The organism is Psychrobacter sp. GTC18467 (genome assembly GCF_055397455.1).
Genome location: NZ_AP038920.1, coordinates 1,299,834 through 1,319,006, shown reverse-complemented (window position 1 = coordinate 1,319,006; position 19,173 = coordinate 1,299,834). Strand labels below are relative to the sequence as shown.

The 19,173-nt window shown below is 46.0% G+C and carries 20 protein-coding genes; 8 read left to right on the top strand and 12 right to left on the bottom strand.

Annotated elements, in window-relative coordinates; translation table 11 throughout:
* Positions 1 to 203: 203 nt before the first annotated feature.
* Positions 204 to 560 carry a roadblock/LC7 domain-containing protein gene (locus tag ACZ5XY_RS05695; RefSeq protein WP_464739775.1) on the bottom strand — a complete coding sequence of 119 codons (357 nt, stop codon included), beginning with the start codon at positions 558 to 560 and terminating at the stop codon, positions 204 to 206.
* 517 nt (positions 561 to 1,077) lie between these two features.
* The gene (gene erpA / locus ACZ5XY_RS05690; protein WP_464739773.1) at positions 1,078 to 1,452 is read right to left on the bottom strand and encodes an iron-sulfur cluster insertion protein ErpA; all 375 of its coding nucleotides are present in this window, start codon (positions 1,450 to 1,452) and stop codon (positions 1,078 to 1,080) included.
* Between the two features lie 199 nt (positions 1,453 to 1,651).
* Here erpA and ACZ5XY_RS05685 point away from each other — a divergent pair, with 199 nt between their 5' ends.
* The 5 genes from ACZ5XY_RS05685 to ACZ5XY_RS05665 all read left to right on the top strand — a co-directional run bounded on the left by ACZ5XY_RS05685 (position 1,652) and on the right by ACZ5XY_RS05665 (position 6,242).
* Entirely contained in the window at positions 1,652 to 3,622 is a 1,971-nt protein-coding gene (locus ACZ5XY_RS05685) for an ATP-binding cassette domain-containing protein (protein WP_464739771.1), read from the top strand.
* 135 nt (positions 3,623 to 3,757) lie between these two features.
* Positions 3,758 to 4,057 carry a Bor family protein gene (locus tag ACZ5XY_RS05680; RefSeq protein ID WP_464739769.1) on the top strand — a complete coding sequence of 100 codons (300 nt, stop codon included), beginning with the start codon at positions 3,758 to 3,760 and terminating at the stop codon, positions 4,055 to 4,057.
* A gap of 10 nt (positions 4,058 to 4,067) precedes the next feature.
* Positions 4,068 to 4,361, top strand: a complete 294-nt coding sequence (locus tag ACZ5XY_RS05675) for a Bor family protein (protein WP_464739767.1) — start codon at positions 4,068 to 4,070, stop codon at positions 4,359 to 4,361.
* 433 nt (positions 4,362 to 4,794) lie between these two features.
* Complete coding sequence (locus ACZ5XY_RS05670; protein ID WP_464739765.1) at positions 4,795 to 5,796, top strand: DnaJ C-terminal domain-containing protein; 1,002 nt, start codon at positions 4,795 to 4,797, stop codon at positions 5,794 to 5,796.
* Positions 5,797 to 5,918: 122 nt separating this feature from the next.
* Positions 5,919 to 6,242, top strand: a complete 324-nt coding sequence (locus ACZ5XY_RS05665; protein ID WP_464739763.1) for a chaperone modulator CbpM — start codon at positions 5,919 to 5,921, stop codon at positions 6,240 to 6,242.
* A gap of 94 nt (positions 6,243 to 6,336) precedes the next feature.
* Here ACZ5XY_RS05665 and sstT read toward each other — a convergent pair whose 3' ends face one another.
* The 3 genes from sstT to ACZ5XY_RS05650 form a co-directional block, all read right to left on the bottom strand.
* Positions 6,337 to 7,548, bottom strand: coding sequence for a serine/threonine transporter SstT (gene sstT, locus ACZ5XY_RS05660; protein WP_464739761.1), 1,212 nt, complete (start codon positions 7,546 to 7,548; stop codon positions 6,337 to 6,339).
* A 216-nt stretch (positions 7,549 to 7,764) separates the two neighbouring features.
* Complete coding sequence (locus ACZ5XY_RS05655) at positions 7,765 to 8,274, bottom strand: DNA polymerase III subunit chi (protein ID WP_464739759.1); 510 nt, start codon at positions 8,272 to 8,274, stop codon at positions 7,765 to 7,767.
* Positions 8,275 to 9,879, bottom strand: a complete 1,605-nt coding sequence (locus ACZ5XY_RS05650) for a leucyl aminopeptidase (RefSeq protein ID WP_464743786.1) — start codon at positions 9,877 to 9,879, stop codon at positions 8,275 to 8,277.
* 524 nt (positions 9,880 to 10,403) lie between these two features.
* Between ACZ5XY_RS05650 and ACZ5XY_RS05645 the strand changes: the two genes are divergently transcribed.
* Both ACZ5XY_RS05645 and lptG read left to right on the top strand, forming a co-directional pair.
* Positions 10,404 to 11,621 carry an LPS export ABC transporter permease LptF gene (locus ACZ5XY_RS05645; protein ID WP_464739757.1) on the top strand — a complete coding sequence of 406 codons (1,218 nt, stop codon included), beginning with the start codon at positions 10,404 to 10,406 and terminating at the stop codon, positions 11,619 to 11,621.
* The gene (gene lptG / locus ACZ5XY_RS05640; RefSeq protein ID WP_464739755.1) at positions 11,621 to 12,826 is read left to right on the top strand and encodes an LPS export ABC transporter permease LptG; all 1,206 of its coding nucleotides are present in this window, start codon (positions 11,621 to 11,623) and stop codon (positions 12,824 to 12,826) included. Before ACZ5XY_RS05645 ends, lptG begins: the two co-directional genes overlap by 1 nt.
* Positions 12,827 to 12,918: 92 nt before the next feature.
* Here the strand turns inward: lptG and ACZ5XY_RS05635 are convergent, their stop codons facing one another.
* Positions 12,919 to 13,527, bottom strand: a complete 609-nt coding sequence (locus ACZ5XY_RS05635) for a class I SAM-dependent methyltransferase (RefSeq protein ID WP_464739753.1) — start codon at positions 13,525 to 13,527, stop codon at positions 12,919 to 12,921.
* Between the two features lie 153 nt (positions 13,528 to 13,680).
* Between ACZ5XY_RS05635 and ACZ5XY_RS05630 the strand changes: the two genes are divergently transcribed.
* Positions 13,681 to 14,115: a PH domain-containing protein gene (locus ACZ5XY_RS05630; protein ID WP_464739751.1), complete on the top strand. Its 435-nt coding sequence runs from the start codon at positions 13,681 to 13,683 to the stop codon at positions 14,113 to 14,115.
* Between the two features lie 267 nt (positions 14,116 to 14,382).
* Here the strand turns inward: ACZ5XY_RS05630 and xerD are convergent, their stop codons facing one another.
* The 6 genes from xerD to recN all read right to left on the bottom strand — a co-directional run bounded on the left by xerD (position 14,383) and on the right by recN (position 19,115).
* Positions 14,383 to 15,321, bottom strand: coding sequence for a site-specific tyrosine recombinase XerD (gene xerD, locus ACZ5XY_RS05625; protein WP_464739749.1), 939 nt, complete (start codon positions 15,319 to 15,321; stop codon positions 14,383 to 14,385).
* A gap of 26 nt (positions 15,322 to 15,347) precedes the next feature.
* Positions 15,348 to 15,620, bottom strand: a complete 273-nt coding sequence (gene tusA / locus ACZ5XY_RS05620; RefSeq protein WP_464739747.1) for a sulfurtransferase TusA — start codon at positions 15,618 to 15,620, stop codon at positions 15,348 to 15,350.
* 70 nt (positions 15,621 to 15,690) lie between these two features.
* Positions 15,691 to 16,131 carry a hypothetical protein gene (locus tag ACZ5XY_RS05615; protein WP_464739745.1) on the bottom strand — a complete coding sequence of 147 codons (441 nt, stop codon included), beginning with the start codon at positions 16,129 to 16,131 and terminating at the stop codon, positions 15,691 to 15,693.
* A gap of 58 nt (positions 16,132 to 16,189) precedes the next feature.
* Positions 16,190 to 16,666 (bottom strand): Holliday junction resolvase RuvX, encoded by a 477-nt coding sequence (gene ruvX / locus ACZ5XY_RS05610; protein ID WP_464739743.1) that lies wholly within the window; start codon positions 16,664 to 16,666, stop codon positions 16,190 to 16,192.
* Between the two features lie 54 nt (positions 16,667 to 16,720).
* Positions 16,721 to 17,284 (bottom strand): YqgE/AlgH family protein, encoded by a 564-nt coding sequence (locus ACZ5XY_RS05605; RefSeq protein WP_464739741.1) that lies wholly within the window; start codon positions 17,282 to 17,284, stop codon positions 16,721 to 16,723.
* A 148-nt stretch (positions 17,285 to 17,432) separates the two neighbouring features.
* The gene (recN, locus tag ACZ5XY_RS05600; RefSeq protein ID WP_464739739.1) at positions 17,433 to 19,115 is read right to left on the bottom strand and encodes a DNA repair protein RecN; all 1,683 of its coding nucleotides are present in this window, start codon (positions 19,113 to 19,115) and stop codon (positions 17,433 to 17,435) included.
* Between the last annotated feature and the right edge of the window lie 58 nt (positions 19,116 to 19,173).

Here is a 19,173-nt window from a genome sequence, read left to right as displayed (position 1 = left end):
AAACACCACGCGCGATTACAAATTGCGTAACCTTTACTTGCACTGACTTTCGCCACTTTAACAATGGTAATGTCCCGTTTTTATCGCTATGGCTACTTAGTAGTTTTTGGCGCTAAATTAAATCGCAACCACACGAAAAAAGCACCTACCATGACGGTAGATGCTTATGATAAAAATTCATATCAAAGTCGTTTTAGCAGCCCTTAGGAAAAATCAAGCTCAGTTTCAAAGCTCTTTAAGTTATGACGCGCCATGGCAAGGTTTGATTTTTGGCGGTCCAATACTAAATATAAAAATAAGTTGCTATTGCGAACTAATGGGCGCAATAAGTGATACTGCTTGCTCAAAGTAATCAAAATATCTTCGATATTTTCATCAAGACCAAGCGCATCAGCCACTTTGCGCTTAGCGCGGATAACTTCGGTGTTACCGGCGGCGGCAAGCTCTAAGTCAATGCCAGTACCAAGGGTCGCTAGGGCAAGACCAGATTCACTGTCAACAAGGGCAGCAGCGATAAAACCGTCAATTTCGTTTAATGGGTCAAGTGATAATTTTGCCATGGGACGAGTCCTATTATTAGTTATGATTGGGCTTAAAAATTAGCCAAAATTTAGGTAAATTCGTCGTAACCGGCAAGCAAACAGTTAGCCCGTATCTTCTCCAATACACCAACCTAAAACCGTTGGTAAAATTGCAAAACATAACGGTCAAACAAATTAAATTTGCAAGTTACGTCTAAATCAGCGGCAAAAATTAAGGTGAAGTTATTATTTATAGGTTCAAAGGAGGCATTTGCCTAACGGCTTTGAAGCCAATAAATAAAAATTTTTCATTAATATCACGCGCTTGATTCGCCTTATATTTAACCACAACTAAATAATTAAACAAGTTTAAAACCGACTAAACGCGCTTTTGTTTGTTTAATCGGTAAAAAAAGGCAAATTATAAACAGAGGTAAATTGATAATGCTTGCAATTTCATATTAAAGCTGGTTATAAAATCAATAACTCAAGCTTTATATTAAGAAAGCTTTAAATGATGGGTCTTAAATTTAAGCTTTAGAAAAATAAAGGCAATTTAGATAGAAAACGACGAGCCGCAGCCGCAAGTGGTGGTGGCATTGGGGTTTTGAACCACAAAGCGAGCGCCCTCTAAGCCTTCAATATAATCAATGGTTGAGCCTTGCAAATACTGATAGCTTAATGAGTCAACAACAAGCGTTACATCGCCATTTTGAAAGTCGGCATCGTCTTCATCGACCTCATTGGCAAAGTTAAAGCCGTAGGAAAATCCCGAGCAGCCGCCGCCGGTGACATAAACACGAAGCATCAAATCGTCATCGCCTTCTTCTTCGCGAAGCCTACGCACTTTTTGGGCAGCGCTGTTGGTCAAATTCAGGGCGGTGGGGTCAAGCTGCTCAGCTGGGTTAAATACGGCGGCACTTACGGTCATGATTACCTCAAAATATCAATAAGGCAGAGCAGTCACTGCCTGATGGTCAATCGTTAGTATAGCATAATTGGGGCGGCGAATTTATTTGTCAAGGGGCGGCTTGCCCGATTGCCTATTGTTAGCGCGTTTGAAATAATAGCGCTTAATAATGTTGAAATCAGTTTGCTGATTTTAACCGTAACTTTTAAAAGATGATTTTATGATTGAATTTAAAGAAGTTGCCGTTCGCCGTGATGGTCGCGTGCTATTTAGTGGTGCTAGTTTTCAGCTGCACCCGAACCAAAAAATCGGGCTTACCGGCAATAATGGCACGGGAAAATCAACGCTGTTTGCGCTAATTTTGACCCAAATGCAAGCGCTTGGCAATGCTGACGGTCAAAGTGACGAGGTCAGCGTGGACAGCGGCAGCGTTGGCATCCCTGACAGTTGGCAGGTCGCTCACATGGCGCAGGAAGTTGCGGCAAGCAATCAATCAGCCATCGATTACGTGTTGAGCGGCGATGACGAGTGGTTTTCATTAAATGCCGCGCTTAACAATCTTGAGGCGCTAAGAGATGATGAGATTGCTCAATTGCATCAACGCTTTGATGAAATCGATGGCTATAAGACGCCAACCAAAGCCGCGCAAATTATGGCAGGGCTTGGCTTTTTAAACCATCAGCATGAGTTAACCGTGTCGGAGTTTTCGGGCGGTTGGCGAATGCGGCTAAATTTGGCTAAAACCTTGATGAGCCGCGCTGATTTATTGCTGCTTGATGAGCCAACCAACCATTTGGATTTGGACGCAATTTTGTGGCTTGAAACTTGGATTAACCAGTTTAGCGGCTTAATCATTGTTATTTCCCACGACCAAGCGTTTCTTGATGCCACGGTGAACAACATCCTTCACGTGGAACAGCAAAAAATCACCTTGTATTCAGGGAATTATCAGCAGTTTATCCGAACCCGCAGTGAGCGATTGGCTCAGCAGCAGCACGCCTTTGAAAAGCAGCAAGCCACTCGCGCGCATTTGGATGACTTTATCCGCCGATTTCGCGCCAAAGCCAGTAAGGCAAAGCAGGCGCAAAGCCGGATTAAGCAGCTTGAGCGCATGAGCGAGCTGACACCGGTTATGGCGGACAATCCGTTTAGCTTTCAGTTTTACAAGCCTACCCACATGAGCTCGCCCTTGATTGTGATGACCGATGCCAGCATTGGCTACGATAATGTGCCGATGCTTAATCGCGTGAATTTGCAAGTGACGCCGGACTCAAGGATTGGGCTTTTGGGGATTAACGGCGCAGGAAAATCGACGCTCATTAAAGCTTTAGTTGGTGAGTTGCCGCTGATTTCTGGTCAATATCGCGTTTCCGATACGCTAAAGCTTGGCTATTTTAATCAGCACCAAATGGACAGCCTTGATGAAAACGCCACCCCAATGCAAATGCTTCGCCGTTTGGCGGGGCTAACCTCGGATGCTGATTTACGCTCGTTTTTGGGCAGTTTTGATTTTCGCGGCGAGCGCATTGATACCCAAAGTAAGCTGTTTTCAGGTGGCGAGCGGGCGCGATTAACCCTAGCGCTGATTGTTTGGCAGCGCCCCAACGTTTTGGTTCTTGATGAGCCGACCAACCATTTAGACTTGCAAATGCGGCAAGCGCTCACGTTTGCCTTACAAAGCTTTGAGGGCGCGGTCGTTTTGGTATCGCACGACCGCGAGCTTGTGGCGAACGTTTGCGATGAATTGTACCTCGTTCACGACGGCGCGGTTGATGAGTTTGACGGCGACATTCATGATTATGGCAAATGGATCAGCGAGAATAAAAAGCAATCCTCTCAGGTTTCACGTGAAACGAAATCAGCGTTGGCAACTTCTGAAGCTAAGCCAGATAAAGCAAGCACAATCAGCAAAGAAGCCTTGCGTAAACAAGCCGCCGAGCAGCGTAAACAAACCGCGCCGCTTCGCAAACAAATTGCCAACTTAGAAACAGAGCTTGAAAACGCCAGCCAGCGTTTGGGTATTCTTGAAGAAACGCTTGCGGATGTCAGTTTATATGAAGATGCCAATAAAAATAAATTATTGGCGTTACTTGAGGAGCAATCGACACTGCAGCAATCTCAAGATGCCATTGAGGAGCGCCTACTTGATGCCATGAGCGAATTAGAAGCGCTTGAGAACCCAACGTTATGATTGGCGCTTTCTAAAAAATTGACCAAATTTAAGATTTATGGTCATTTGCTTGCAAATTTGTTGCATTAGCGTAAGATTGTGTTTAGTATCCTCCGAACAAAAATCATATTATATGATCTTAATTTGGAGTAATTCATGAAAAAAGCTGCTATTTTGGCATTGCTTGCAGTTTTAAGTTCAGGGTGTGCCACCCAAACTTATTTGTTGGGATCAACAAATGCCCCAAACAATACGGCAACTGCAGAGCTTGATAAGACACAAAACTTCTTGCTTGCCGGAATTGGTCAAGAGCAAACGGTTGATGCCGCTCAGGTTTGTTCAGGTCAGCGTAATGTCCATAGCGTTCAAACCCAAGAAAGCGCCATGAACGTTTTGCTAAGTACGATCACATTTGGAATTTATACGCCGCGTCAACTTCGCGTATTCTGCAAGTAAGGATATCATTATGAAAAAGCTGATTATTGCTGCAGCGATTGGCGCGGCAACCATAATGTCAGGTTGTGCAACTCAAACTGCCGTCATTCAACCAAACGCTCAAGCGGTAGCCACATATTCAAAATCGCAATCCTTTTTCATCTCAGGATTAGGACAAGAGCAAACAGTCAATGCGGCTGAGGTTTGCGGCGGCGCAGCCAATGTTGCGAAAATTCAAACCATTCAGCAGCCCGTAGATATTGCTTTGGGCGTGGTTTCTTTTGGTATTTATACCCCAAGAACGGCAAAGGTCTATTGCCGCTAATCGTAATTGGGCAGTGGCTTTAAAGCCAGTTGCTGTCAATAAAAAGAGTAAACAGAAAGCTGTTTGCTCTTTTTTTATTGAGAATTTTTTTTATTGAGAGTTCTGCGACCTATTTAAGCTCTAAAAGGCTAATAACGATTCGTGAACAAAACGCCCTAAATAAATTGTGGCTAAACGTATTTAAACTTGTAAAATCATAAGTAAAGCCAAATTTATCAAGGATTAATGCGCTATGGTGAAAAATAAGTTTAAAAAAATGAACTTATTTTCTGATCTTATATATATTGCTCGTTATAGCGGTTGATTGAACCGAAGATGATTACCAATGTTGACCCTCAAAACTAAACCCACCGCGCTTAATCATTGATCCCACTCATTTAGAACAAGCAATTTTTATCGCTATAAAAATTTGAAAATCATAAGGAATAATAATATGGCTGAAAAAAACTATTACGACATTTTAGGGGTCAGTAAAGACGCCCTTGATAGCGACATCAAAAAAAAGTACCGTAAGTTGGTTCGCCAATATCACCCTGATGTCAGCGACGACCCCAACGCCGATGCCAAAATCGCCGAGATTAACAACGCTTATGAAACCTTGCGCGATAAAGACAAGCGCGCGGAATACGATGCCATGCTTGCCAATCCGTTTGCAGGTCAAGGTGGCTTTGGCGGCGGCGCTTCAGGATTCGGCGGCGGTTTTGGTGGCAGTGCTGGCGGCTTTCGCTGGGAGGATATTAAAGACCAGTTTGGTGAAGGCAATGCTCATGGCGCAGGTGGCTTTCGCTTTGATGATATTTTTTCCGCGTTTGGCGGCGGCGCTCGCGGCAGGCAGTCGCGCGGCGGCTTTGATGACTTTGGCGGCTTTAATCAAAACCAGCAAGGTCAAGACCAACACGCCGAAATCAGCGTTGATTTAGCCTCGGTTTACACCGGCGATGACTACAGCATAAAACTTAACGTCCCAACCCGCAACGCTATGGGGCAAGTCAATTATGAAAATAAAACCTTAAAAATCAAAATCCCCAAAGGCATCACCGAAGGTAAGCAAATCCGCCTGTCCGGTCAAGGCGCGGCAGGAACTGGCGGCGGCAAAAACGGCGATTTATTTTTAAAAGTGAAAATTACTCACCCAAGCAACATCCGGCTTGAAGGCGCCAACGTTTACCAAACCGTCAATATCACCCCTTGGGAAGCCGCGCTTGGCGATAAAATTAACATCACCACGCCTGCCGGAACGCTTGGTGTCAGTATCCCAAAAAACAGCAAATCTGGAAGCAATTTGCGCTTAAAAGGCAAAGGTATCCCTGCCAAACAAGCCGGAGATTTATTTTTAACCTTAAATATCGTCAATCCTGAAGTAAAAACCGATGACGAGCGCGCCGCTTTTGAGCAGTTAAAGCAAGCGTTTAACAGCTCAACCATTAGCCGTTAACGATTAAAGTTTATTTTTAAACAAAGATAATGTTTTAAAATTATTTAACAAAATCAAAAGGTTGCTACTATAATATAGTCGATAACAAGAAGAATACGACATAGATAACGAGGACAATAACGATGAAGCACTCGCCCGAATTAACCGATATTATCATGGATTTAGATGAGCTGATTGCCGCTTGCGGTCAAGACCGGCAGTGGGTCATTGCCTTAATTGAAGAAAATATCATTGAATATGATGTTGCTGAGCCGCGCGGATTTTCAGGGTTCCAGCTGACCACGGTTCGCCGAGCCTCAAGATTAAGCCGTGATTTTGACGCCAGCGTCCCTGCCATCGGGCTGATTTTAGAATTGCTTGATGAGCTTGAGCAGCTGCGCCAATTTAAACGCCAATGGCAAAGCGACCGTCCAGTAATTGAAGTTGCGGTGACCGCGCCAAAATAACGTCTTGATAATTTTTATTAAAAATTTTTCTGAAATTAAACTGTAAAAAAAGGGCAATGACGCCCTTTTTTTTGTTAAACGTTAACGCCAATTATCACGCCGAGTTGCGAGCATATTTTGGGTCGGCAGCAGCGGTAAATAGCACATCCGTTGATGAGTTAAGCGCCGTTTCGGTCGAGTCTTGAACCACGCCAATGATAAAGCCAATGGCGACGACCTGCATGGCAATGTCGTTGGGGATGCTAAATAAGCTGCTGGCAAGCGGAATCAGCAGCAGCGAGCCACCTGGAACGCCTGACGCGCCGCAAGCGCTGATAGTCGCCACCAAACTTAATAATAACGCTGATGCAAAGCTGACCTCAATCCCAAGCGTGTTCGCGGCGGCAAGGGTCAGCACGTTAATGGTGATTGCCGCCCCTGCCATGTTGATGGTCGCCCCCAATGGAATGGTGATGGAATATGAGTCCTCTTGTAGCCCAAGTTTTTCGGCAAGGCTCATATTGACCGGAATGTTTGCCGCCGAGCTTCTTGTAAAAAAGGCGGTAATTCCCGACTCTTTTAAGCAAGTAAACACCAGCGGATAGGGGTTTTTACCAGTTTTAATAAACACAATAAGCGGGTTAGCAATCAGCGCGATAAATCCCATACAGCCGACCAAAACGCCAAGCAGCCTTGCATAACCGGCAAGCGCTGAAAATCCAGTTTCGGCAACCGTATTGGCAACGAGTCCTAAAATACCGATGGGCGCAAGCATGATGACCCACTTGACCACTTTAGAGATGGCGTCGGCCAAGTCGGTGACCACAAGGCGCGCGGTGCTACTGGCTTGGCGAAGCGCAAAGCCGATAATCGCGCCCCAAGCCAAAATCCCCATATAGTTGGCGTTGGCAATGGCGTTGACCGGATTGGCGACGAGGCTTAATAATAAATTGGTAATGACCTCTTGCAAGCTTGCCGGCGGGATTTGCTCGACGGTATTTTGAACCAAAACGAGCGTGGTCGGAAATAAAAAACTTGCCGCAACGGCGGTCAATGCTGCCAAAAACGTACCGATCAAATATAAAATAATGACCGGCTTTACAAACACTTCATTGCTGCTTTGGTGCTGACAAATCGCTGCCATCACCAAAACAAACACCAAAATCGGCGCAACGGCTTTGAGCGCGCCAACAAACAGCGTCCCCAACAGCCCAAGCGCGATGCCAATACTTGGCGCAAGCCAGCCAATAAGAACGCCCAAGATTAAGCCAAAAATAATCAGCGGCACCAGCCCAATGCGCTGATATGCTGCGAGGAAGGATTGCATAATGTCGCCCCTATCTGCGGTCAACGATGGCTTTGTGAAGTTTTGAGCTATCGTTATGCTAAATTCGCAGGAATAGTAGCATTTTTTATAAAGTCAGGCTAATAAAAGCGTCGCTAGCGGACAAAAGGCAGTATCTTAAAAATGGTTTTAGGGGAAGTTATTTAGAGAGAATGACAAGCTTAGCCAAACAAATTTTAAAAGGTAAAATAAAACAGCTTAAACTTTAAAATGTTGCAGTTTGCAGCCTTGTGACTTATAAGCTTGGTATTTTTGCCGACCAAGCGCGGTGCTTTGCTCGTTGGGCAATACCAGTTCTAAAATTCGGGAAGGGTTTGAGGTTTGCGAGTTTGAGTTTTCAGAGTTGTTTTCAGAGTTTAAAATAAGCGCCTTTGCCGTTAAATTAATCACTGCTCCTGAAAAGCCGTTGGGCAGATTTTTGCTTAATAATACTCGCGGTGAAAGGTCTTTTGAATTTGTTGCGGTATTGGCAGCACTATTTTTGGAAGTCACGCGGTCATTAATAACTTGATGCGGAATAAAGCTTGTCGCCTCAAATGCCCAAAGCGCGTCATCGATTTGCGAAAGCTTGGCGCTATCGTCACTTAAAATGACCACGGCAAGCGCGCTTTTATCGATGACGGTTTGGGTTAAGCTGCAAACAAAGCCCAAGATATCTTGGGCTTTAGTCTCACTTAACACATAAAAACTGACAGAAACGGGCGTCATTTATAGGGCGTCAGCGCTGTTTTTAAGATATTGCATAAATAACGGCACAGGGCGACCAGTTGCGCCTTTATCCGCTCCTGAGTTCCAAGCCGTTCCGGCAATATCTAAGTGCGCCCAAGCTTGACCGTCTTCAATAAAGCGCGCTAAGAAGCAAGCCGCGGTAACCACGCCTGCCGCGCGACCGCCAATGTTTTGGATATCGGCAATCGGAGAATCCAATTGCGATTGGTAGTCGTCATCAAGCGGCATGTGCCAAACCAAATCGCCCGATTGGCTGCTGGCATTTTCAAGGGCAAATAAGACGTCCTCATCGTTACTAAAGACCGCTGAGCGAACGTGACCTAGTGCGATCACGCAAGCGCCGGTAAGCGTTGCCACATCAATGATGGCAGCTGGCTGATAGCGCTGAACATAGCACAAGGTGTCGGCGAGCACCAAGCGACCTTCGGCGTCGGTATTTAAAATCTCAACCGATTTACCGTTCATGGCTTTAACGATGTCGCCTGGACGAGTGGCATCACCTGACGGCATGTTTTCAGCGCAAGCTAAAGCGCCAACGACGTTGATGGGCAATCGCGATTCGCAAAGGGCTTTGATCGTTCCTAGCACCGATGCTGCGCCACCCATGTCAAATTTCATCTCATCCATGGCAGCGCCTGGCTTGATTGAAATGCCACCTGAATCAAAGGTTACGCCTTTACCAACGAGTGCAATTGGCGCATCAGGGCTGATGGTTTTGGTAGCGCTGTCTTCTTTTGCCGATTTCATGGGCAGTTTGCTGGTGATGGCTTTGACCACGCCAGATTTGGCTTTGGCGCTGAATTTTGAGCGACCTTGGTATTCTAAAATGACCAATTTGCCTTCTTTTTTTGAGCCTTGAGCGACCGCTAAAAAGCAGCCCATGCCAAGCGCCGTCATTTCTTCTTCGCCTAAAACATGAACGGTCAACACGTCTGAATGCGCTTTTGCCAACGCTTGAGCCTGTTCAGCAAGGTACTCAGGGAAGCAGATGTTGCCCGGTTCATTGGCAACGTCTTGGGTCAACGTTTGACCTTTAATCACCGCTTTTACAAACTCAAGGGCGGGGGCAAAGCTGTCATCGGTCAATAAGTAAATGTCGCTTAATAGCGGGGCTTTTTGCTCAGATTTGTACTTATCAAAGCGGTAAGCGGCAGACAGTAGCGCTCGGACAAATTGGTCAAATTCTTCATCGCCAAACGCATCACCTAAGGCAATGGTTAAGGACTCAACGCGGTTTTTGGTCGCGCTATAAATGGCTTTGGCGATTTTTTGTAAACTTGAATGATTGAGCTTATCAAGGCTGCCAACACCGACAATCAGCAATTGAACTGGATTTTGCTTGGTGGTTTTTTTATCACCGGCTAAGGCATAATCGGCAACGGTTTCGCCAACTTTACCGTCAAAATGCGCCACTTCAACCAGTTGCTCAACGCGCTCTTGAAATTCGCTTAGCTCGTTGTTGGCAAGTAAGGTTTTTTGGTCGTCAACCAACACCACAAGGCAAGCGGCATCTTTGGCGGTGGGTTTTTTAAGGATTTTTTGGGTGTGCGTTTTTGGCAGCTGACTGGTCAGTTGAATATTCATCATGGTGTCCTTTGTCAAATTATAATTGTGCCTGCAATCGGCTTATTGTTCGGTTAAAGTCATCATTTTAAGTTATTGATGTCGTGCTTTATATTGTCAATCTAACTTTAAAAAGTTACGGTTTTTAAAAACGCTCAACTGGTATAAATTTTTTTTGCTTGCTGCTCGCAAGCTCACAGAGGCGGCAAAAAATTCATCCCAGCATCGCTTGATTTTTTTATATAAGACTGACTATATTACCGCGTTTTGGCTTTATTTTTTCAAGCCAATTTCGGCAATCAGTGTAGCATATCTCAAAAGCTTTGCGCAGCAAGCAAGTTTTGAGTAATGTTTGCAAACACAATTTGCAGCCATTTTTTACAAAAACATGCTAGCATTGACAGCGGCGTGACACCATTCAGTTTTATAAAAACTTTGATAGTATGGTCACGCTTTTTTGTTATTGCTCAGTTGTTGCCAAATCGGTAAAAAGTTAAGTTTAAACCGCAAAAAAAGAGAGTTTTATTGTGATATTGCGCCGCTACATGACCCAGCAAGTTGCCTCAACCACGGCATTGGTGCTTGGATTTTTGGTGGTGATGATGCTTGGCGGTCGCCTGATTCGCTACTTTGGCATTGCTGCTGAAGGCGGTCTTGATGTCGGCTTGCTGTTTACCATTATTGGTTACAATTTGCCGTATTTTTTGGAATTAATTTTACCGCTGTCGTTTTTTATTGCGCTGATGCTCGTCTTTGGTAGGCTTTACGTTGACCAAGAAATGGCGGTAATTAACGGTAGCGGCATCTCGCGCGGTAGACTTGGTCGTTTGATGACGCCGCTGATTTTGACGCTATTTTTGGTGGAAGTTGGCTTGTCGGTGGTTGCCAAACCTTGGGGCGTTCGTGAGTCTGAAAATATCTGGAAACAGCAAGCGCTCAGCAGTGCCTTTGATTTAATCCGCCCTAACGAGTTCATCAGTAGCGGCAATTATCATTTGTATGTTGGCAGTTTAAGCGACGATAAAAAACAGCTGCAAAATGTGGTCTTGATTCAAACTGAACCCAAAGAAAAAGGTCGACCAGCGTTTAACGAAGTGGACGCCAAAGAGCTAGAATCGCTGCCGGACATTCCAAAAAATATCGTGAACAACGCTGATAGCACTAGTAAAGACACCATTATCTTGGCAAAGCGCGCCGCTCAAGTGGAAAATCCGGCAAGCGGCATTACGCAATTGGACTTATTCCAAGGTCGCCGCTATGAAGTGGGCGCGGGAAGTCTAAAGTACAACCAAGTGGGCTTTGACCGCTACCGAATCACTTTAACCGAGCCGCCAAAAGAAGAGGTGACCGAGGACAATATCGAAACTCAGTCCATCGCGCTGCTTTGGAATGCCGCCTTTAATAACAACAATGCGGCGGCTACCACTGCCGCCCAAGGCGAGATTGGCTATCGCTTGGCACTGCCTTGGCTGATGATTATCGCGCCAATGCTTGCTGTGCCGTTAGCGCAAGTTCGACCGCGTCAAGGTCGTTGGCTCAGATTATTTCCGTCAGTTTTGTTATTTGTTAGCTGCGCACTTGGGGTGATTTCTTTAAAAAATGCGGTTGGTAAAGGCAATGTGAGCATTTGGGCAAACGCTTGGCTGATTTTAGGCTTTATGGCGTTGGCGCTTTATCTCAATTGGGGCAGCCGGATTCAGCACCGCTTGCGCTTTCGGGTGGCAGATAAAAAGCTATTAGATAACGCCGGAGGTCAAGACTGATGGCAGCGTTTTTTAAAGCTAATCAGCAAAGCGAAACCATTAGCCAAAGCTTTTTATCGGCAAAGGTGCTCAGCCGCTATGTCAAAAAAAATGCGCTATTTGCCATTGTCGCTGCCGTTTTGGGGCTTTGGGCGCTGCAAATTGTCTTTTCGTATTTGTCCGAGCTGGATTCGTTATCCGACACTTACACCACCAGCGAGGCGCTTTGGTATATTTTTTATCGCTCGCCGTATTTTTTAGAAGAATTTATTCCCACAGGGGCGCTGCTTGGGGCGGTTGTAGGGCTTGGGCTTTTAGCCAATAACAGCGAGCTTGTGGTGATGCGCGCAGCAGGGGTCAGCGTTTATCAAATCGTTGGCTGGGCGCTGCAACCGGCGCTGATTTTCGTTATGCTTGCCCTTGCTATCAATCAATTTGTTTTGCCGATTTCCAATCAGCGCGCCGGAGAAATTAACAACGACGATGTCACCAGCCTTGTCACTTCCGTTCGTGGTTATTGGACAGTTCAGCCGACGCTAAAATCAACACCAAACGGCGAGGTGGTCGATGGCAACGACGTGCTTTATATTGATTATGCGGATGTGAACGGCAATATCGGTGAGGTCAAGCGCTGGCATTTGGACAATAAAGGCAACTTGCAAAGCGCCATTCATGCAAGCGGCGGCAAATATAGTGGCAAAATCCCGCTTAATCCTGAAAGCCAAACTTTGACCGAGCGCTACCGTTACAATTGGCAGCTGAACAACATGACCGAATTGACCATCAATCAAGGCTTTGATACCGCGCACGCCCGCACGCCCGCGCAAACGCTTAGCCTACCATTTGCGCCCGAATCGGTTTATTTACTCACCAAAAAAGCCGAGGATTTGTCCCTGACTCAGCTTTATGCTCATAAGCAGTTTATGCGCGAGCAGGGCAAGCGCTCGCTTGACCACGAACTGGCATTTTGGCAAAAACTGCTGTCACCGTTTTCTATTTTGTCACTGGTGATTGTTGCTTGCTCGTTTGTGTTTGGCTCATTGCGCAGCCACAGCTTGGGGCTTCGAATTGTAGTGGCGCTGCTCTTTGGCTTGCTGTTTAGCTATTTGCAAGATTTGGTCGGTTTTATTGCCCTTGCCACAGGAGTTTCACCGCTGATTATGGTCATTTTACCGATTATCGCCAGCGCCGCGCTTGGGCTTTATTTGCTTAAACGGCAAATGTAACCGCCTGATTTGCCATAAAAATTTTGTTAAAAAAGGCACGCTAAGCCATAAAAATTTAGCGTGCTTTTTTATTTTAAGATTTTTCTTAACAGCTATTCTTTTACCGCCATGGTAATGGTGTAGGTCTTGCCCTGCTTGACTTTGTCGCTGTTGCCGAACACTTCGGTAAATGCGCGCTTCATAAACTGCCGCAGCCCATTAATCGTCACCACATAAAAACGACCGCCCTCGCGCATTTTGGCATGGGCATCAAGCAAATATAAATAGTGCTGCTCTTTGCCGACTTTGGCAGGCAAGTTTGACATGACAAGGCTAAAGTCTTTCGTCGGGTCAACCTCGTTAAAGCCGTTGGACAAATGAACATCGACGTTCGTTAAGCCGTTTTTTTGGCAGTTTCGGCGAGCATAATCGACCGCCACAAAGTCTTTGTCAATCAAGGTATGCTTGCCGTTTGGGCACTCGCGCGCCGCCGTCATCCCAAGAACACCATAGCCACAGCCCAAATCTATCGAGTCGTCGTCACTTTGAAAATCGACATAATCAAGCAGCATTAGGCTACCATCATCAAGCTTTTCGGGGGAGAAAATGCCCCAAGTGGTGGTAAAGTCAAACGGCTTACCAAGAACGTCTTGGCGAAATTGGATGTCATCACGCCAAAATTGCGCTTTTTTTAGCAAATCGGCGGGCGGGGTATGGCTCATGGGGTTCTCGCTTGGGAATAGTTTTAACTGGCGGTTATTGTAGCGAGAAAAGGGGAGGATTGCAGCTAGGGATTGATTTAAGAATGATAACTACAACTAAAATTAGTCATATCTGCTAAACTTAAGTTTATTTAAGTGGGTTTTATCATTTTTATGGCAAATCTCGTATTTACTTCTAAAATTGATTTTTGGATTGCTGCGATACTTTTTGGGGCTATCCTATTAACAATAGCTGCTCCCTTTTGGCAATGGAAAAGGAATGGTGATGGTTCATTAGCGCAAAGCATTTTCTTAGCGTTTATGTTGCTTCCTTTTGTAGCGTTGATGCTGTTACCCCTGTTTAGAACAAAATATACGTTAACAGAAAGTCAGCTGCTTATAAATAATGGCTTTCTTACTCAGCGGATTGAGATTGCAAAAATTACCAAGATTACCCCGACAAGAAATATAAAAGCTTCTCCCGCATTATCCTTAGATAGAATTAAAATAAGTTATCAGGGTAATTCGGTATTGATATCACCTAAAAATAAGCCGCTTTTTCTTCAAGAAATACAAGCGCGAAATCCTAATATTGTTTTAGAAAATTGAAGCGGTAAGGAGCTTCTTTAGATTAAATGGGCGATGGTATAATTACAACTTACTATATGAAAAACGAAAATAACCATAGCGCATTTAACTCGAATAACGTAAACCGCGATAAATCAATATAAGGGCAGTTCCTAATATTAAATATAAAGAATATTGCCCAATACTATTAGGATAGTTTCTTTCAAAATAAAAATGTAAAGCCAATACAAAGATAAATAGTAAAAACTCTTTCATTTAATTTCTATCCATAATTTATTAATTTTTACTTTAACCCCTCGGATGATGTTCCGCATGCAGCTTTTGCAGCCTCGCCGTTGCCACATGGGTATAAATCTGCGTCGTTGAAAGATCGCTATGACCAAGGAGCAGCTGAACGCTGCGCAAATCTGCGCCATGATTGATAAGGTGGGTGGCAAAGGCGTGGCGCAAAGTGTGCGGAGACAAGGCTTTATCGATTCCGGCGGCACTGGCGTGTTTTTTGATAAGATACCAAAAGTTTTGCCGCGTCATATAGCCGCCTTGGGTGGTCAAAAACACCGCTTGGCAGTTGCCAGCTTTTAGATGGGCAATCAAGTGACCGCGACCAAAGGTCAGATAATTGCTCAGCGCCTCACTTGCCAATTCCCCAAGTGGCACAAGGCGCATTTTGTTGCCTTTTCCAACGATTTGCAGCCAACCGGCGTTCAGGTTGACTTGGTCAAGGGATAAATTGACCAGCTCGCTGACCCGAAGCCCGCAGGCGTAAAGCACCTCAAGCATGGCTTTATCACGAAGTCCGATGGCGGAGCTGACATCTGGCGCGGACAATAGCCGCTCGACGTCATCCTCGCTTAAGTCCTTTGGCAGCGTGCGACCTAGCTTTGGCGCTTTGATTTGCGCACAGGGGTCGTCCTCGCGGTAACCGACATCAATCAGCCAAGCAAAAAACTGCTTAAGGCTTGACAGCATTCGTGCTTGCGAGCGTGGCGACTTTCCTGAGCGCTCAACATCCGCAAGGCAAGCCAAAACGTCTTGCGCCGACCACTCCGGCAGCGGCTTATCAATGACTGCCAAGCTTTGGGTCAAATCACGAAGATACGCATTTCGTGACTGTGTTGCCAACCCCCGAGCGAGCAGCGCTTGCCGAAATTCGGTTAAATATTCCGGCTCATCTTTTTTTACCAACGCTTTGGGCGCTCGTGGCAATAGCGCGCGGTCAAGGCTCATAATGGCTCTACTATTAGCTTAAACATTTAAGCGCTTTTTTTCTTGACCAAGTAGCGGTAAGTTGGCGCGTCGTTTAAAGTTTTATCTAGGGTTTCATGGCTTAAAAGTTCATGTCCCAAATGGCGGCAAAAATTAGGAATATCGCGGGTGGTGGCAGGATCAGTTGCCAAAATCTCAATCACCTCACCGCCTTCAGCATTGCGAATGGCGCGGTGCAACAGCATCACCGGTTCAGGGCAAATCAAGCCTTGGGTGTCAAGCTGATGGTTAAAGGTCGGGGTTGGGTTTTCAGTGGTCATAAGCTTAAAGTATCAAATTGGAGAGTTAACAGATTGGAAAATTAAATAGACAGGTAAATAAACCGCTAAATTAAGTGCTTGCGGCTAAATATTTAAAAAAGCGCTTAAAGTTGGCTTGAAATAAAAACGCCACGCCAAGCCAGCAGGACAGCCCAAGCCAAATACTGTCCGAAAATATCAAATTACCAAGCGTGACCACCACAGATACCCCAATAGCAAGTGCTACCATCGACGGCTGACTTAAGCGGTAGCGATAAATGATAAAGGCATCATAAAGGGTCACCGGAATGGTGAGGGCAATCAGCGCATACGGCAAATTAAAAAATAAGCGGTATAACAACTGATTGTCATGAAATGCGGTCAAGCTTGCCAGCGTTCCAAATATTAAAAACGCAGCAATGGCGGCGTAAATCAGATAAATGGCGATTTTGTTGGCGCGAGCTGCGCCCTTAATCACGTGGATAACTTGCGGCGCAATAGCAGTTGGGGTCGCAGCAGAATCTTGGCTCATAAGGGACTCGGTCAACAAGGTAAAAACTAAAATAAGCAGTTAACAAGCGTTTTTAAAATCAATCGGCTTTAATCGCATCAATTGCCATCACGCTACTGGGGTCAGAAAAATAGCTGGATAATAAAATACACGCCGAAATGTCATCAATTTCCGCGCGGACATCGTCAATCCAGCCATTTTCCCAAGCCATCTCGCGAGCATCGACCGAACTTAAGCGCTCATCGCAAAGGCTCACGCCAACTTTGATGCGCTGCTCCATCAAGCGGTGCGCTAAGCGGCGGGCAAATTTATGAGCGCGCTTTGACAGCATCGAGCTTGAGCCGTCCATATTTAAAGGCAGTCCGACCACCACGTGATGGATTCCCCAAGTTTGAATAATCCCAAGCAAATTGTCCCAATCAGGCTGACCGTTATTCATTGCTAAAATATCAAAGCTTCGCGCCGTGCCGGTGATGGTATTGCCAAGCGCCATTCCCATTTTTTTGACGCCGTAATCCAGCCCTAAAATCAGCTTATCCGCGGTGGTTTGTGTCATAAAACTTATTGCCTGTTTGCCCAATTACTTGTTGCTATTTTATGCTAAAACGCTTTAAGCGTGACCAATATCGTCGCTTAAATAGTCAAAATTCACGCCGATTTTATCTGCTGCTGCCTGCCAACGCTCATCAAAGGGCGTGTCAAAAAGCAAGGTCAAGTCAGCCGGACAAACAAGCCAATCACCGGTTTCAAGCTCGCGTTCAAGCTGCTTTTTGCCCCAACTGGCGTGACCTAAACACAAATAATAGTGACCGACGCTTTGACTTGTGGCAATGCGTTTGAGCACGTCTTGGCTGGTGGTGATGCAAACGTTTTCGGAGATGGCAAACGACGATGCCCATTCCGGCTGACCGGTATGCAGCACAAAGCCAATCTCAGGATACATTGGACCACCGGCAAGCGGAACGTCATCCATCACCTCAGGGCTGTTGACTTCAATGTTTAAGTCTTCAAGGAGTTTGCCAACGCGAGCGCTGTCAATCGGGCGATTGACCATCAGCCCAAGCGCGCCGTGCTCATCATGGCGGCAAATATAAATCAGCGCCTTTTCAAACCTTGGGTCGGCAAGGCTTGGGGCGGCAATCAAAAAATGGTGGGTCAAATTGGCTTTGGTCATAAGGCTTTGTTTTCAACGTAATGGATCAACGTAAAGTTATCAATATAGTATTTGGCAAAAGGCATTTAAACTATATGGCGATCATGACACGAAAATCAACCAAACGCCAATTTGCATCAGTAAGCGTTAGCGATTAAAAAAGCAGCCATTATGAATCAATGGCATCAAGCAAACTTTGCGCGTGGCGTCGGGTAACCTCGGTAATCACCACGCCACCTGACATTCTTGCCAACTCATCAACTTTGGCATCGTCCATTAAAATAATCAGCTCGCTTTTTGACTGCTCGTCGTGATGTTTTTTCACCAAAATGTGCTGATGGGCTTGCGCGGCAACTTGGGCTTGGTGAGTGATGGCAAGCAGCTGCTGAGTGTCGCCAAGGGAGCGCAAAAGCTCGCCGACCACTTGCGCGGTCGCCCCACTAATGCCAACATCAACTTCATCGAAAACCAGCATTGGTTTTGCCGCATGATAATCGGCGTGAGTCACCTCAAGCACTTGCATGACCAGCGCCATTCGTGACAGCTCGCCACCTGAAGCGATCTTGTGCAAAGGCTGCATCGGCATACCAACGTTGGCGCTAAACAGCAGCTCAATGTCATGCGTTCCTTGAGCGTTATAAAGGTTATCGCTGGTTTTTTTGGTAAAGACAAACTCACAGCGCGCATTAGGCAGAGCAAGCGGCTTTAATTTTTCGACCAGTTTTTTCGCAATCGCTGGCGCCGCTTGTTGGCGTTTTTCGGTTAACTCTTGAGCCGCGGTTAAATAGTCTTGCCAAGCCTCTTTGATTTGCGCGGCTAAATCTTCCGATGTTGGCTCATTTTCAAGGGCTTCCAATTGCTCTTGCCAAACTTTCGCCTCAGCAATTAATTCATTAGCAGGCAAGTGATGCTTTCGTGATAATCTGTGACCTAAAGCAATCAGCTCATTTAAGGATTGTAGCCGTTCAGGGTCGGGCAACTGCTGGTCGGCATAATCCGACAGCGCAGCGGTGACGTCCATTAGTTGCTGCTGCGCCAAATACAGCTGCTCGGAAGCTTGACTAAAGGTGGCGCTCACCCCCACTTGTTGGTCGCAAATTTTAATCGCTTGACCAATCAGCGTCATCACATCCGGCGCGTCAGTGTCATTATCCAGCAAATGCAAGGCATGGCTTGCCTCTTGCATGAGCGCCTCGATGTTAGACAGTTCCTCATGCTCAGCTTCAATCTCGCCATAATCGACGCTCAATAGTGGCGCAACGTCGCTCAGCTGATTTTGCAGCAGCTGAATTCGGTCGGCGCGTTGGGCTTCGCGCTCGGCAAGGTTTGCGGCAGTGCGCTTTAGTGCTTGATAATGGGCGAATTTTTCAGCTACGGTTTTAGCAAGCGGCGTCAGCTTTGCCATGTCATCAAGCCAATCAACCACAAATTGCGGCTTTAATAGCGCTTGCTGGGCGTGCTGACTGTGAATATTAATCAGCAGCGCCCCAAGCTCTTTAAGCTCGGCAATGCTAACCGGAGCGCCATTGAGCCAAGCTTTTGAGCGACCATTTTGGCTAAGCTGCCGGCGGATTAAAATCTCATCGTCGTCAAGATTGCGCTCATGAGCGGCAAACCAGTCTTTGACCACGTTATTGTCCGTCACATCAAACAGCGCGAAAATATCGGCAGATACCGCCCCATGACGCACCATCGAGCTTGCCGCGCGCTCCCCTGAGCATAAAGACAGCGCATCAAGCAGCAACGATTTGCCTGCGCCGGTCTCACCGGTGATGACATTAAAGCCAGAATCAAGGCTTAATTCATGCTCATCGACGAGCGCAAATTGGTGTAATGTTAACGATATCAGCATCAACGCCTCTTATTAACTAGCAGCTTTAGCTAAAATTTACGATAAAAATCTTCAAGCC

What these genes read in the sequence shown, in the direction of transcription:
- ACZ5XY_RS05685 (WP_464739771.1), top strand. Translation starts at nt 1,652, where the DNA reads ATGATTGAATTTAAAGAAGTTGCCGTTCGCCGTGATGGTCGCGTGCTA.
- ACZ5XY_RS05615 (WP_464739745.1), bottom strand. Translation starts at nt 16,131, where the DNA reads ATGAGCCAAGATTCTGCTGCGACCCCAACTGCTATTGCGCCGCAAGTT.
- recN (WP_464739739.1), bottom strand. Translation starts at nt 19,115, where the DNA reads ATGCTGATATCGTTAACATTACACCAATTTGCGCTCGTCGATGAGCAT.
- ACZ5XY_RS05675 (WP_464739767.1), top strand. Translation starts at nt 4,068, where the DNA reads ATGAAAAAGCTGATTATTGCTGCAGCGATTGGCGCGGCAACCATAATG.
- ACZ5XY_RS05655 (WP_464739759.1), bottom strand. Translation starts at nt 8,274, where the DNA reads ATGACGCCCGTTTCTGTCAGTTTTTATGTGTTAAGTGAGACTAAAGCC.
- ACZ5XY_RS05650 (WP_464743786.1), bottom strand. Translation starts at nt 9,879, where the DNA reads ATGAATATTCAACTGACCAGTCAGCTGCCAAAAACGCACACCCAAAAA.
- tusA (WP_464739747.1), bottom strand. Translation starts at nt 15,620, where the DNA reads ATGACCACTGAAAACCCAACCCCGACCTTTAACCATCAGCTTGACACC.
- sstT (WP_464739761.1), bottom strand. Translation starts at nt 7,548, where the DNA reads ATGCAATCCTTCCTCGCAGCATATCAGCGCATTGGGCTGGTGCCGCTG.
- ruvX (WP_464739743.1), bottom strand. Translation starts at nt 16,666, where the DNA reads ATGACACAAACCACCGCGGATAAGCTGATTTTAGGGCTGGATTACGGC.
- lptG (WP_464739755.1), top strand. Translation starts at nt 11,621, where the DNA reads ATGGCAGCGTTTTTTAAAGCTAATCAGCAAAGCGAAACCATTAGCCAA.
- ACZ5XY_RS05670 (WP_464739765.1), top strand. Translation starts at nt 4,795, where the DNA reads ATGGCTGAAAAAAACTATTACGACATTTTAGGGGTCAGTAAAGACGCC.
- ACZ5XY_RS05665 (WP_464739763.1), top strand. Translation starts at nt 5,919, where the DNA reads ATGAAGCACTCGCCCGAATTAACCGATATTATCATGGATTTAGATGAG.
- ACZ5XY_RS05630 (WP_464739751.1), top strand. Translation starts at nt 13,681, where the DNA reads ATGGCAAATCTCGTATTTACTTCTAAAATTGATTTTTGGATTGCTGCG.
- ACZ5XY_RS05605 (WP_464739741.1), bottom strand. Translation starts at nt 17,284, where the DNA reads ATGACCAAAGCCAATTTGACCCACCATTTTTTGATTGCCGCCCCAAGC.
- ACZ5XY_RS05645 (WP_464739757.1), top strand. Translation starts at nt 10,404, where the DNA reads ATGACCCAGCAAGTTGCCTCAACCACGGCATTGGTGCTTGGATTTTTG.
- ACZ5XY_RS05680 (WP_464739769.1), top strand. Translation starts at nt 3,758, where the DNA reads ATGAAAAAAGCTGCTATTTTGGCATTGCTTGCAGTTTTAAGTTCAGGG.
- ACZ5XY_RS05635 (WP_464739753.1), bottom strand. Translation starts at nt 13,527, where the DNA reads ATGAGCCATACCCCGCCCGCCGATTTGCTAAAAAAAGCGCAATTTTGG.
- erpA (WP_464739773.1), bottom strand. Translation starts at nt 1,452, where the DNA reads ATGACCGTAAGTGCCGCCGTATTTAACCCAGCTGAGCAGCTTGACCCC.
- ACZ5XY_RS05695 (WP_464739775.1), bottom strand. Translation starts at nt 560, where the DNA reads ATGGCAAAATTATCACTTGACCCATTAAACGAAATTGACGGTTTTATC.
- xerD (WP_464739749.1), bottom strand. Translation starts at nt 15,321, where the DNA reads ATGAGCCTTGACCGCGCGCTATTGCCACGAGCGCCCAAAGCGTTGGTA.